Below are 13011 nucleotides of genomic sequence, written 5' to 3'. Positions count from 1 at the left end.
CATGCAACAGTATTTTGTCAAAGGCAGTGCTATCTCTCCTGTCACCATCGAGGACAAGGAAACCAGCAAACATATGTTTCAGGTTATGCGCTTGAAAGAAGATGATGAGGTGACTTTGGTCTTTGATGATGGAATTAAGCGCTTGGCGCGTGTGCTGGATGTGGAAGCCCGTCAGTTTGAGTTGGTTGAAGAGTTAGATGACAATGTGGAACTGCCAATCCAAGTGACCATCGCCTCTGGTTTTCCCAAGGGAGACAAGCTGGAATTTATTACTCAGAAAGTAACCGAACTAGGTGCCAGTCAAATCTGGGCCTTTCCTGCTGACTGGTCGGTCGCCAAATGGGATGGCAAAAAATTGGGTAAAAAGGTTGAAAAACTAGAAAAAATTGCTCTTGGAGCAGCAGAACAAAGCAAGCGTAATCTAGTACCGAGTGTCACACTTTTCGAGAAAAAATCAGATTTTCTAGCCCAACTAGACCAATTTGACCGCATCGTAGTGGCTTATGAAGAGTCGGCAAAAGAAGGTGAAGCCGCTGCGCTCTTACAAGCGGTCTCTGGTCTTGAAAAAGGAGCCAAACTGCTCTTTATCTTTGGTCCAGAAGGTGGCCTGTCACCTGCAGAAATTGAGAGTTTCGAAGCTAAGGGATCAGTCTTAGCAGGACTTGGACCTCGTATTTTGCGAGCAGAAACAGCACCACTTTACGCTTTATCAGCCCTTAGTGTTTTATTAGAATTAGAGAAATAAGAGGAAGAAAATGGAACAAAAACACCGTTCAGAATTTCCAGAGAAGGAACTTTGGGATTTAACAGCCCTATACCAAGATCGTGAGGATTTCTTACGTGCGATCGAGAAGGCTCGTGAAGACATCAACCAATTTAGTCGTGATTACAAGGGCAATCTTCATACTTTTGAGGATTTTGAAAAGGCCTTTGCGGAATTGGAACAAATCTACATTCAGATGAGCCATATTGGAAACTATGGTTTTATGCCTCAGACGACAGACTATAGCAATGAAGAATTTGCCAATATCGCCCAAGCTGGGATGGAATTTGAAACAGATGCCAGTGTAGCCTTGACCTTCTTTGACGATGCCTTGGTGGAAGCTGATGAGGAAGTCTTGGATCGTTTGGGTGAATTACCTCATTTGACGGCGGCCATTCGTCAGGCAAAAATCAAAAAAGCCCACTACTTAGGGGCTGATGTGGAGAAGGCATTGACCAATTTAGGAGAAGTTTTCTACAGTCCGCAGGACATTTACACTAAGATGCGAGCTGGGGATTTTGAAATGGCTGACTTTGAAGCCCATGGCAAGACCTACAAAAACAGCTTTGTTACCTATGAAAACTTCTACCAAAACCATGAGGATGCTGAGGTTCGTGAGAAATCCTTCCGTTCCTTCTCAGAGGGACTTCGTAAGCACCAAAATACGGCCGCTGCAGCCTATCTAGCCCAAGTCAAGTCTGAAAAACTACTAGCAGATATGAAGGGTTACGACTCAGTCTTTGATTATCTCCTGGTTGAGCAAGAAGTGAACCGTGCTATGTTTGATCGTCAGATTGACCTCATCATGAAGGATTTTGCGCCCGTTGCTCAGAGATACCTCAAGCATGTTGCCAAGGTAAATGGTCTTGAAAAGATGACCTTTGCAGACTGGAAATTGGATTTGGATAGTGCCCTCAATCCTCAAGTGACCATTGACGACGCCTATGATTTGGTCATGAAGTCGGTAGAACCTTTGGGACAAGAATATTGTCAGGAAGTTGCTCGCTATCAAGAAGAGCGCTGGGTGGACTTTGCTGCCAATAGTGGTAAGGATTCTGGTGGCTATGCGGCAGACCCATATCGCGTGCATCCTTATGTCCTCATGAGCTGGACAGGCCGTTTGAGCGATGTCTATACCTTGATTCATGAAATTGGGCATTCTGGTCAATTCATCTTTTCAGATAATCACCAAAGCTACTTCAACGCCCATATGTCGACCTACTATGTTGAAGCGCCGTCAACCTTCAATGAATTGCTTCTCAGTGACTACTTGGAGCACCAGTCTGACGACCCTCGTCAAAAACGCTTTGCTCTTGCTCACCGCTTGACAGACACCTACTTCCATAACTTTATCACTCACCTTTTGGAAGCAGCCTTCCAGCGTAAGGTGTATACATTGATTGAAGAAGGAGAAACCTTTGGAGCAAGTAAACTCAACAGTATTATGAAGGAAGTCTTGACGGATTTCTGGGGAGATGCCATTGAAATTGACGATGATGCAGCTTTGACTTGGATGCGCCAAGCTCACTACTACATGGGCTTGTATAGTTACACTTACTCAGCAGGACTAGTCATCTCGACTGCTGGTTACCTCCATTTGAAACATTCAGAAACTGGAGCTGAAGACTGGCTCAAACTTCTCAAATCAGGTGGTAGCAAGACACCACTTGAGTCAGCTATGATTATCGGTGCTGATATTTCAACAGATAAACCACTCCGTGATACAATTCAATTCTTGTCAGACACAGTTGACCAGATCATCGCTTACAGTGCCCAGTTGGGAGAGTAAATTAAAAGAGTCTGGGACAAAAGTCTAACCTTAAATATAAAAAGCGAACAAAACGAGTTATCTGAAACTCAGAATTCTGTCTTGTTCGCTTTTTTTCTAATCTATCGATTTAAAAATTTAGAATAAAGAATTCCTAAAATCAAAATTTTTTGTCCTGGCCTCTTAAATTATCCCCAAAAGCTATCTTCTTCAGCTTGATCTGAAGAGAAGAGCCAAACTTCTTTGATTTTTCCGTCTTCAATGCGGAAGAGTTCAATCCCGTTCATATTGAGTTCAGTACCATCAGCACGTGTTCCAAGAAAAGTAACATTAGCTGCGATTAAATCCTTATTGTCAGAAACCCAATTTGTTATCACCTTAAAGGTTCCATTGGTTTTCTCAGCAAATGTAGCCAGGTGAGTTCCTAGTTTGTCCTTGCCAACAACTGAACCAGATACACTATGGTTACCAGGTTGATGCCAGATAATATCGTCTGCCATCGTTTCAAAGACACCAGGAAAGTCACCAGCAATTAAAGCTTGGTTATAAGCATTGAAAATTTCTAAGTTTGTTGACATATCTATTCTCCATTTCTTTTTTATGATATAATTGTAACAGTTACAAACAAAAATACAAGTAGACACTTTTTCGATAGCTAGTATCAAAAGTAGTACTATTATTGATACTAAAAGATAAATTTTTTTAAAAAAATAGAAAGAAGATATTTTATGACAAATAAAGTGAGTGAGTATGGTATTTGTCCATTTGCGACAACGCAGAGGGTTTTAACGGGGAAATGGGCACTGGTAATCATTTATCAGTTGAGTACGGGTACCAAACGATTTAAAGAATTGCAGAGATTATTGCCTGGGATTACTCAAACTATTTTGACCCGTCATCTCCGTCAATTAGAAAAGGATAAGATTGTTCAACGAAAGGTCTATGCCGAAGTTCCACCACGAGTTGAGTACAGCTTAACCGAAATGGGGCAGGAATTCAGAGTTGTTTTAGATGCTGTCGAGAAATGGGGTCTAGATTATATCAAGTTGCTAGAAATGTAGAGGTATTGACCATGTATCAAGAGTTACTCAGAAAAATAGCAGAAGAAAAACCAAGTTATCATGAGGAAGAAATCCAATGGTTGCTTGACCATTTGGGAGATTCTTCTCCAGAAATTCGCGATGACCTTGTTTTTACAAGCTTTGCTAGGGGGATTCAGGAAGAGCTATTTACACAGGAACAATTTTATTTCATTGCTGAAGGGATTTCATCTGATGGAGGGTTAGATAAAGAGATTGATAAGGTAGGCTTGTCAACCCTTGAACGTTCTTTTAGGGCGCTTATTTATGTAAATCTCTTGTCTGCGGATGCCAACCAGCAATCGATTTTTTATCAGGAATTAAATGCAGGAATTCGTAATGTCCTTTTAAATCAAGGTTTGTGTTATCTTTCAAAAGAAAAGGATACAAGGGGTTTTTCAAGTCAATATGGTTGGGTTCATGCTTTTGCACATGGAGCCGATTTACTGACAGAGGTGGTTTGTCATCCAGACTTTCCTAAAAACAGAATTCATGAAGTATTTGACATACTTGATCATTTATTTAAAAGAATTACCATTCGTTTTACAGATGATGAAGATTGGCGTTTAGCCAGAGTGCTTTATGAACCGATTTTACAAGGGAAGTTGGAGCAAGAGCAAGTGACTTCTTGGATAAAAACTGTTGATTTTCCGATAGAAGAAAGGAAAGATTTTTATAAATTTTCCAACTTCAGATCCTGTCTGTTGGAAGTCTATGTCCAACTTGACCAGAGAAATAGTTTACAAGATGACTTGAAAGAAGCTATCCAGTCTTTTCAATACTAGAGATAAGCTAATAGTACTTATTGAAAGAGTTTCTATTGTATCCTCCTAACTAATAATGAAAACTAACAAAAGAGGTTGAATCATTTTCCAACCTCTTTTTGTGTATCTTAATGGAATTGCATACCACCATCAACGATAATGGTTTGTCCTGTAATGTAGTTTGAATCTGGTCCTGCAAGGAAGCTGACGGCAGCAGCCACATCTTCTGGTTCAGATAGACGTTTTAGAGTAATATCTTTTGCAAATGTCTGCATACCCCATTCGTCATCTTTTCCTGCATTTTTACCAACTTCATGAGCGATGTCGTACATCATTGGTGTTTTCACAATACCTGGTGCGTAGGCGTTAACAGTGATGCCTGAGTCTGCTAAATCACGTGCTAATGTTTGCGTAATTCCGCGAACAGCAAATTTGGTTCCACCATAAACAGTTAGATTTGGATTACCGACTACACCAGCTTGAGAGGTTGCGTTGATAATTTTACCTCCGTGGCCAAGTGCTTTAAATTGTGCTTGTGCAGCTTGTGAACCCCAAATGACACCACCAACGTTGATACCGAAAGTGCGTGTAAATTGTTCCTCAGTAATTGTATCAAGAGGAGTAGTGGGAGCAACACCAGCGTTATTTACGACAACATTCAAATCACCAAAATGGTCAACAACCTTTTGAAATGCTTGTGCAACTTCTGCCTGTTTCGAAACATCGGCCACGACAGCAAAGGCATTTTCAGCTGATAATTCGGCAACAGCTTTTTCAGCTGTTTCGGGATTGTAGTCTAAGACTCCTACCTTAAAGCCATCTTGAACCAATCGTTTTGCGATTGCAAAACCGATTCCTTGACCTGCACCTGTGACAATAGCAACTTTAGACATATGATTCCTCCTTGGTATCCACGATACCATTTAAACGTTCATAAAAGAACAGCAAAGTTGTAAAAATTAGTTCAAATTAGGGACTGAATAACTAATTAGAACTATATTGACATTATATAACTTTAGAAAAAATGTTTCAAATAAATGCTACCGTTTTTATAGAATTCTATCCTGAAAATTTCCAATCAATTTTCTTGAAACCTTTTCCCTCTTTTGATAGACTAGTATCTAGTTTTTGAAAAAAGGAGAAAGAGAATGAAAAAATTTGTCGCTGAGTTAATCGGTACGTTCATGCTTGTGTTCGTTGGGACAGGGGCTGTTGTTTTTGGAAATGGTCTTGATGGCCTTGGTCACCTTGGAATCGCCTTTGCCTTTGGTTTGGCAATCGTGGTGGCAGCCTACTCAATCGGAACTGTTTCAGGTGCTCACTTGAACCCGGCTGTTTCGATTGCTATGTTTGTTAACAAACGTTTGTCATCTTCAGAACTTGTAAACTACATCCTTGGTCAGGTTGTTGGAGCTTTCATCGCTTCTGGCGCAGTCTTCTTCCTCTTGGGTAATTCAGGTATGTCAACTGCTAGCCTTGGTGAAAATGCCTTGGCAAACGGTGTCACTGTCTTTGGTGGTTTCTTGTTTGAAATCATCGCAACTTTCTTGTTTGTCTTGGTTATCATGACTGTGACTTCAGAAAGTAAGGGCAATGGCGCGATTGCTGGTTTGGTAATCGGTTTGTCATTGATGGCGATGATTCTTGTCGGATTGAAGATTACTGGACTTTCAGTAAACCCAGCTCGTAGCTTGGCACCAGCTGTCTTGGTAGGCGGCGCAGCCCTTCAACAAGTTTGGATTTTCATCCTTGCACCAATCGCTGGTGGAGTTCTTGCAGCCCTTGTTGCGAAAAACTTCCTTGGAACAGAAGAATAATTGAAACTCAAAAAGCCTTGCTCCTCATCTTGAGGAACAGGGCTTTTTCGTATGAGTTTAGCGGTTGTCAATTTTCTCTGGATAAAGGTCGTGTTGGAAGAGGCGTTGTTCTGCCAAGCCTTCAAACTTAGTTCCAGGTTTACCGTAGTTGTAGTAGGGGTCGATTGAAATGCCACCGCGCGGAGTGAATTTTCCCCAGACTTCTAAATAGCGAGGGTCTAGCAAGTTGACCAAGTCTTTCCCGATGGTGTTGATACAGTTTTCGTGGAAATCTCCGTGGTTTCGGTAACTAAAGAGGTAGAGTTTGAGGGATTTTGACTCAACACAGAGCTTGTCAGGGATGTAGGAAATATAGATAGTCGCAAAGTCTGGCTGAGCGGTAATAGGGCAAAGCGAGGTAAATTCAGGACAGTTAAATTTGATAAAATAGTCATTTTCCACATGACGATTGTCAAAAGATTCGAGGACATCTGGTTGATAGTCAAAGATATAGTTGGTTTCTTTGTTGCCGAGGAGGCTTAGGTTTTTCATTTCTTCTTGTTGTGACATGATTTTTTCTTTCTAATCTTAAACACCACGTTGGTTATCGTAGAGGAGGGTATGGAGTTGAGGAAGGACGCGGACATTGCCCCAGCTATCGTCAGTAGCGACGCGTTCCCAGAGTTCTTTGAGACGGTTCAGTTGATCTTGGATAATATTGCCTGTGGCCTTGGGCTCAGGATTTCCAGCCGATAAGAAGAGGACATCTGGTTGGTAGCGTTCTTGTATTCCTTTAGCAAAGGCTAAATCTGCATCATCAAAGACAGGGATTTTAAAGGTGACCTTGTCTGGATCCAGTTGGGAAACGATAAAGTCCAAGGTCTCAAAGTTGACTTCCATCTTGGATGAAGGAGGTTTGGGACTGAGGGTGACCTGGTCGATGTCTTTCAACCAATTTTGCCAGCGGGAACCTTGAGTCTCGACAGCAAGGGTGACACCGCGTTCCTTGAGCTTAGTGACCAATTCGGCCATATTGGCTGCTAGGATAGCAGGATTTCCCCCAGACAGGGTGACATAGTCGTAGCTCCCCAATTTATCCAACTCAGCAATGACCTCGTCAGCTGTCATACGAGTTGGCTTTTCAGAGCCATCCCAAGTAAAGGCAGAATCGCACCAGTCGCAGTGGTAGTCGCAACCAGCAGTGCGGACAAACATGGTTTTCTGCCCGATAGCACGGCCTTCACCTTGAAAGGTTGGGCCAAAAATTTCCAGAACTGGTAGTTTGAGGACACGTTCCCTAGTCATCTAACCACTCCCGTCTAAACTCTGCAAAGGCAGTCGGAGTCTCATAGAGGCGAACGTATTCCAAACGGAGACCGCGCTCGTCTGGCAACTCTTGACTCATGGTTTGGAAAATCCAGTAAACCATATTTTCAGCAGTCGTGTTCATATAGGGAAGAGTTTCATTGAGATAGCGATGGTCCAGGTGGGGCTCTAAGTAGTTCTTGTAGATCGCTTTGATGTCTCCGAAATCGTAGGTCATGCCACGTTCATCTAAAAATCCACTGACAGCAATCTGCAAATGATAGGTGTGGCCGTGCAGGGACTTACATTTTCCCTCATAGTGAAAGAGGTGGTGGGCAGCATCGAAGGTAAACTCTTTTGATACCAAGGTTCTGTGAGGATTGTAGACCAGAGACTCCCCAGTTTCCTGTTTGATTTCTTTGGGTGCAAAAAACATTAGTCCTTTCCTTTCTGTGAGAGATAAACATCTAGACCATGTTGACGTAGGTGGCAGGCTGGGCAATCTCCACAGCCACTCCCTATAATTCCGTTGTAGCAGGTTAAGGTCTTTTCACGAACATAGTCAAAGGCACCGAGTTGGTCAGCCAATTCCCAAGTTTCAGTCTTGTCCAGCCACATGAGAGGTGTTTGGATAACAAAGTCGTAATCCATAGCAAGGTTGAGGGTAACATTAAGGGATTTGACAAAGACATCTCGACAATCGGGGTAGCCTGAGAAGTCTGTCTCGCAGACACCTGTCACGATGTCTTTAATGCCCCGTTGCTTAGCAAGAACAGCCGCAAAGGATAGAAAGAGGTGGTTGCGACCATCAACGAAGGTATTGGGAATCTCTCCTTCTTTTTGCTCAATCTCCATATCAGAGGTCAGGGCATTTTCAGTGATTTGTCCCAGCAGAGACATATCTAGGATGTGATGGCGAATCCCCTGTTCCTTAGCGATTTCTTGGGCAACTTGAATTTCAAGATGGTGGCGTTGGCCATAGGCAAAGGTGACAGCTTCGACTGTTTCATAGTGTTCTTTAGCCCAAAAGAGGCAGGTTGTAGAATCTTGACCGCCACTAAAGACGACCAAGGCAGATTGACGTTTCATAGTACTCCTTCCAAAATGGGAAATGTTCAGAGCACGCAAAAAGCTCCCTTGAGGGAGCTAAAAAATACCAAGTCAAGGTTTTTTTTAGCGATGGCATGTCCCAAACATCGTAATATTCTACTTACAGTCTAGCATATTTTTTGAAAAATGGCAAAGAGCAAGAAAAAAGAGACCAAAGAAAGTACTTGGTCTCTAGTTTGATTAGCTCAATTCAGCAACGATGGCCTTGATTTGTTCTGCTGTGTGAACACCAGCAACTTGTTTGACAACTTGGCCGTCTTTTTTGAAGAGAAGAGTTGGGATAGACATGATTCCAAAAGCACGAGCTGTGTTTGGATTTTCATCAACGTCCATTTTAACGATTTTCAAGACATCTTCTGAAAGTTCTTCAGACAATTTATCCAAGATTGGACCTTGCATACGACATGGACCACACCAAGTTGCCCAGAAGTCTACCAAGACCAAACCGTCTTTTGTTTCTTGTTCGAATGTTGCATCTGTAATTGCTTTTGCCATTGTATTTCTCCTTTTTTAGTTATATTGGCTTAAATCTTGTTTCTTGAGATAGAAGAAGATGTCTCCATAAGTCCCATGGTAGTCCAAATCATGACCCTTATAAGTCAATTTTTGGACAGGGTAGTAGTCTGCGACGCCGATAAGGCAAGCTTGCTGCGAACGATCAAAGTCTTCATAAGACTCGAAAGTCACAGTTCTTTCGTTCTTGCTGGCATCTAAATAGGTGATTTCAATCATGTTTAAAACTCCTTTGTTTAATGATGACTTTATTTTACTCCTTGTAGAAGAGAATGTCAAGAAAAATGATTGCGCACGCAACTTTTTTCTAAAATCATCTCAAATCAAGAAATCCAAACCAGTTTCCAAGCTTGCTTCGACAGCCTTTTGTAGCGAGGTCAGTGTCTTTTGCCCATCACTTGTCAGGCAGATAAAACTAGAGCGTCTATCTTGATGGCAACACATGCGACTGAGCAGACCGCAATTTTTAGCTTCCAAACGAGCCACCATCCGAGAAACAGCGCTCGGGCTCAGATGAAGCTTATCTGGCAGGTCAATCTGGCGTAGAGATTTTTCTTCAGCCAAGTCCAGATAGTAGAGCAGGTAAAACTCTTTCAAGGTCAGACTTTGCTCGCTCTTCTGGGCAATGGTCTCTTCCAAGAGACTTTCAATTTCTTTCTGACGCCGATTGAAGTCAAACCATTTTTCCAAATAGGTCATAGTATCTCCTTTCTTTTTAGAGTTGTAAATAGAAGAAAGTCCATTTACGGACAGTCTCTGCATCACAAGATGATTGTGCATGCAATAATTATACTACTTTTCAAAAGAGCTAGCAAGTTCTGTTTTTTAGTGGTTTTCTTTTTTACTGTCCATATTTTTGGTAAAAATCAACTTTTACTTGGATGAAGGTTTTGGCTTCACGTAGGAGTTGAAGAAGGGTGGCACGGGTTTCAAATTCGTCTCTTGTCTTGGGCAGACTGCGGTTCCGGAAGACTTCCAGATAGCGTTCAATTTCATCTAGCAAATCAGAAGCAGGATTGGTCTGGCTTAGTTGACTAGCAATTTTTGAAAAGAGTTGGGCCAAAATCAGGCTTTCACTGGCAGCTAGGTGACAGGTGTTGATTTGGTGGGCCATATTTCGCAGGATACGACTTTGTCGCTGTCTCATCTCAAAGTAGTGGATATGGTAGTCGGTTTGGTGAAAGAGGTGGTCAGAGTGATCCAAATAGACCAGTCTGAGGGCTTCTTCTAAAAGTGTGTCTAATTCCTCTACCAACTGTGCTCGGTTGCGTCCATCCCCTCTGGATAAATAATATTTGAAACGCTGGAGGATATCTTTTAACTTTTCTTCCACCAGCGTGTGGTAGTGCTGGATTTCCTCTTCTCGTGAAGGCATGTAGAGATTGACCAGTAAGGCAAATCCTGTACCGATAGCAAAGAGAAGGAATTCATTGACTAGAAGGTCTGGAGAGGTTGATTTTTGCACCAAGAGATGGCTAACCAACACGCTACTTGGTGTGATGCCAATTTCCCAGCCCATCTTATAGGTCAGGGGAACATAGAGGGCTAGATAGAGGCCGAGGCTCCAGATATGAAATCCGCTCAGGTGAAAAGCTAGAACACCGATAGCCAGAGCTAGGAGCATGGAAAAGAGTCGATTGCGAGCCAGTTTTAAAGTACTTCTACGCGTATCAGATAGGCTCAAGAGAGCGATAATTCCGGCCGAAACTGCTGAGGAAAGATTGAGAAAATAAGCAAGCAGGCAGGCAAGGCAGGTAGCTAAGATGAGCTTGGTCGTACGTTGGCTAATAGACATAAGAATTTCCTGATAATACTCAATGAAAATCAAAGAGCAAACTAGGAAGCTAGCCGTAGGCAGTACTTGAGTACGGCAAGGCGAAGCTGACGTGGTTTGAATTTGATTTTCGAAGAGTATAAGTTAGAATAAAAGAGCAAAAGACAAAACCTGAGCAGGCTTGCCTTTATGAGTTATTTTTTACGGGCTGCTGCGTATTCGGCAACGGCGGTAAAGAGAACATCTGTAGAAGAGTTAAGGGCTGTTTCACATGAGTCTTGGATGACCCCAATCACAAATCCAACCCCAACAACTTGCATGGCAATATCGTTAGAAATACCGAAAAGGCTACAAGCAACTGGGATAAGAAGGAGGGAACCTCCCGCAATACCAGAAGCACCACAGGCTGAGATAGCTGCTACTACACTGAGGACAAAGGCTGTGGCAAAGTCAACAGGGATTCCCAGAGTATTTACTGCAGCAAGGGTCAAAACGTTAATGGTAATCGCTGCCCCTGCCATGTTGATAGTAGAACCAAGTGGGATAGAAACAGAATAGGTATCTGGGTTTAGCCCGAGGTCATGGCAGAGTTTCATGTTGACAGGAATGTTAGCCGCAGAACTACGAGTGAAGAAGGCTGTCACACCGCTGACACGGAGGCAGTTCCAAACTAGAGGGTAAGGATTGCGTCTCATAAAGAAGAAGGCAATCAAAGGGTTGACCACAAGGGCAACAAAAAGCATAGTCGTTACTAATAGAACCAATAAAATACCGTAGTTGGCAAGGCTTCCGATTCCCTTATCGGAAATAGTTTTGAAGACAAGACCAAGGATTCCAAATGGAGCCAGGTTGATGATCCATTCGACAATTTTAGAAGTCACGTCAGCGATAGTTTTTAGCAATTCTTTACTATTTTTGCTGGCTTCTCTCATGGCAATTCCGAAAACAACTGCCCAAGATAGGATACCGATGTAGTTGGCAGTAATGAGGGCATTGACTGGATTGTCAACCAGTTTGAGCAAGAGGTTGCTGAGGACCTGCCCAATCCCATCTGGTGGTGCAATTTCAGTATTGGCACTATTTAGGGTAATTTCAATAGGGACGATGAAACTTGCTAGTACAGCTACAAGAGCAGCAGCGAAAGTCCCTAGGATATACAAGAAAATAACAGTTTTCATATTGCTATCTTGCCCCTTTTGATGTTGGGAAAGGGCATTGGCAACGAGGGCAAAGACTAGGATAGGAGCAACAGCTTTTAGACCTCCGACGAATAAATCCCCGAGTAGCCCAATTCCTGAGAGATTAGGAAGGGTCAGTCCTAGGATTCCCCCACAAAGCATACCAATCAAGATACGCTTGACAAGGCTTGCCTTATTCCAAGCATGAATGATTCTTTTCATAATAATCTCCTTTTTATGTAGTGATTATGATTATAGTATAAATGATAGGCAAAATCAAGAATTTTCTGTCTATTTTTTGAATATTTATGGAGAATGAGACCGATAAAAGTATGGTATAATGAAATAAAGGAGTTTTATATGCAAAAATTTATTCAAGCTTATATTGAAAAGCTAGATGTGACAACTATTATCGAGAATATTCTCACCAAGATCATTTCTCTTTTACTGCTTTTGATTGTATTTTATATTGCTAAAAAAATGCTTCATACTATGGTGCAGAGAATTGTCAAACCTTCTCTAAAAATGTCTCATCATGATGTCGGGCGCCAAAAGACTATTGCGCGTTTACTAGAAAATGTGTTTAATTATACGCTATATTTCTTTTTACTCTACTGTATTTTATCGATTTTAGGCTTACCTGTATCTAGTTTGTTGGCTGGAGCTGGGATTGCTGGGGTGGCCATTGGGATGGGAGCCCAAGGTTTTCTGTCTGATGTCATCAATGGCTTTTTCATCCTTTTTGAACGTCAACTGGATGTGGGAGATGAGGTCGTTCTGACAAATGGTCCTATTACTGTATCGGGCAAGGTCGTCAGCGTGGGAATTCGTACGACCCAGCTTCGTAGCGAGGAGCAAGCTCTTCACTTTGTTCCTAACCGAAATATCACAGTTGTTAGCAATTTCTCACGCACAGACTAGACCTGTTATTTTAAGTAATTTGTGGTACAATAGAAAGAGT

Annotated in this window: 17 protein-coding genes; 6 read left to right on the top strand and 11 right to left on the bottom strand. The window is 42.2% G+C overall.

Going from position 1 to position 13011, the window contains the following annotated elements:
- The first annotated feature begins 1 nt into the window (after nucleotide 1).
- Both HT728_RS00395 and pepF read left to right on the top strand, forming a co-directional pair.
- The gene (locus HT728_RS00395) at nucleotides 2-745 is read left to right on the top strand and encodes a 16S rRNA (uracil(1498)-N(3))-methyltransferase (RefSeq protein ID WP_164226094.1); all 744 of its coding nucleotides are present in this window, start codon (nucleotides 2-4) and stop codon (nucleotides 743-745) included.
- Nucleotides 746-755: 10 nt separating this feature from the next.
- The gene (gene pepF / locus HT728_RS00390) at nucleotides 756-2552 is read left to right on the top strand and encodes an oligoendopeptidase F (protein WP_173233184.1); all 1797 of its coding nucleotides are present in this window, start codon (nucleotides 756-758) and stop codon (nucleotides 2550-2552) included.
- A 167-nt stretch (nucleotides 2553-2719) separates the two neighbouring features.
- On the opposite strand, the gene HT728_RS00385 is transcribed toward pepF, so the two are convergent.
- Entirely contained in the window at nucleotides 2720-3109 is a 390-nt protein-coding gene (locus HT728_RS00385) for a nuclear transport factor 2 family protein (protein ID WP_173233182.1), read from the bottom strand.
- 150 nt (nucleotides 3110-3259) lie between these two features.
- Here HT728_RS00385 and HT728_RS00380 point away from each other — a divergent pair, with 150 nt between their 5' ends.
- Together HT728_RS00380 and HT728_RS00375 are read left to right on the top strand one after the other, a co-directional pair.
- Nucleotides 3260-3592: a helix-turn-helix domain-containing protein gene (locus HT728_RS00380; RefSeq protein WP_000182730.1), complete on the top strand. Its 333-nt coding sequence runs from the start codon at nucleotides 3260-3262 to the stop codon at nucleotides 3590-3592.
- Between the two features lie 11 nt (nucleotides 3593-3603).
- The gene (locus tag HT728_RS00375; protein ID WP_173233289.1) at nucleotides 3604-4395 is read left to right on the top strand and encodes a DUF2785 domain-containing protein; all 792 of its coding nucleotides are present in this window, start codon (nucleotides 3604-3606) and stop codon (nucleotides 4393-4395) included.
- Between the two features lie 107 nt (nucleotides 4396-4502).
- Here the strand turns inward: HT728_RS00375 and HT728_RS00370 are convergent, their stop codons facing one another.
- Nucleotides 4503-5267 (bottom strand): (S)-acetoin forming diacetyl reductase, encoded by a 765-nt coding sequence (locus tag HT728_RS00370; protein WP_000048147.1) that lies wholly within the window; start codon nucleotides 5265-5267, stop codon nucleotides 4503-4505.
- Between the two features lie 255 nt (nucleotides 5268-5522).
- Here HT728_RS00370 and HT728_RS00365 point away from each other — a divergent pair, with 255 nt between their 5' ends.
- Entirely contained in the window at nucleotides 5523-6191 is a 669-nt protein-coding gene (locus HT728_RS00365) for an MIP/aquaporin family protein (protein WP_173233180.1), read from the top strand.
- Between the two features lie 57 nt (nucleotides 6192-6248).
- On the opposite strand, the gene queF is transcribed toward HT728_RS00365, so the two are convergent.
- From queF to sstT, 9 genes are all read right to left on the bottom strand, one after another.
- Nucleotides 6249-6740, bottom strand: a complete 492-nt coding sequence (gene queF / locus HT728_RS00360) for a preQ(1) synthase (protein ID WP_173233178.1) — start codon at nucleotides 6738-6740, stop codon at nucleotides 6249-6251.
- A gap of 18 nt (nucleotides 6741-6758) precedes the next feature.
- A complete protein-coding gene (gene queE, locus HT728_RS00355) occupies nucleotides 6759-7475 on the bottom strand; it encodes a 7-carboxy-7-deazaguanine synthase QueE (RefSeq protein WP_023943814.1) in 717 nt (238 codons plus the stop codon).
- The gene (gene queD, locus HT728_RS00350; RefSeq protein ID WP_000464575.1) at nucleotides 7468-7911 is read right to left on the bottom strand and encodes a 6-carboxytetrahydropterin synthase QueD; all 444 of its coding nucleotides are present in this window, start codon (nucleotides 7909-7911) and stop codon (nucleotides 7468-7470) included. The genes queE and queD overlap by 8 nt, the downstream gene beginning before the upstream one ends.
- Nucleotides 7911-8564 (bottom strand): 7-cyano-7-deazaguanine synthase QueC, encoded by a 654-nt coding sequence (gene queC / locus HT728_RS00345; RefSeq protein ID WP_164226099.1) that lies wholly within the window; start codon nucleotides 8562-8564, stop codon nucleotides 7911-7913. The genes queD and queC overlap by 1 nt, the downstream gene beginning before the upstream one ends.
- Nucleotides 8565-8765: 201 nt before the next feature.
- The gene (trxA, locus tag HT728_RS00340) at nucleotides 8766-9080 is read right to left on the bottom strand and encodes a thioredoxin (protein ID WP_001029581.1); all 315 of its coding nucleotides are present in this window, start codon (nucleotides 9078-9080) and stop codon (nucleotides 8766-8768) included.
- Between the two features lie 15 nt (nucleotides 9081-9095).
- Nucleotides 9096-9317 (bottom strand): DUF4649 family protein, encoded by a 222-nt coding sequence (locus tag HT728_RS00335; RefSeq protein ID WP_000570253.1) that lies wholly within the window; start codon nucleotides 9315-9317, stop codon nucleotides 9096-9098.
- A gap of 99 nt (nucleotides 9318-9416) precedes the next feature.
- Complete coding sequence (locus tag HT728_RS00330) at nucleotides 9417-9797, bottom strand: MarR family transcriptional regulator (RefSeq protein WP_112443854.1); 381 nt, start codon at nucleotides 9795-9797, stop codon at nucleotides 9417-9419.
- A gap of 142 nt (nucleotides 9798-9939) precedes the next feature.
- The gene (locus tag HT728_RS00325; protein ID WP_173233176.1) at nucleotides 9940-10893 is read right to left on the bottom strand and encodes an aromatic acid exporter family protein; all 954 of its coding nucleotides are present in this window, start codon (nucleotides 10891-10893) and stop codon (nucleotides 9940-9942) included.
- 173 nt (nucleotides 10894-11066) lie between these two features.
- Nucleotides 11067-12272 carry a serine/threonine transporter SstT gene (gene sstT / locus HT728_RS00320; protein ID WP_119943197.1) on the bottom strand — a complete coding sequence of 402 codons (1206 nt, stop codon included), beginning with the start codon at nucleotides 12270-12272 and terminating at the stop codon, nucleotides 11067-11069.
- A 138-nt stretch (nucleotides 12273-12410) separates the two neighbouring features.
- Here sstT and HT728_RS00315 point away from each other — a divergent pair, with 138 nt between their 5' ends.
- Entirely contained in the window at nucleotides 12411-12971 is a 561-nt protein-coding gene (locus tag HT728_RS00315) for a mechanosensitive ion channel domain-containing protein (RefSeq protein WP_001168881.1), read from the top strand.
- Nucleotides 12972-13011: the final 40 nt, after the last annotated feature.

This window comes from Streptococcus sp. 544 (assembly GCF_013277385.1).
Lineage (GTDB): Bacteria > Bacillota > Bacilli > Lactobacillales > Streptococcaceae > Streptococcus > Streptococcus mitis_BA.
This window is presented reverse-complemented; position numbering and strand designations above follow the sequence as displayed.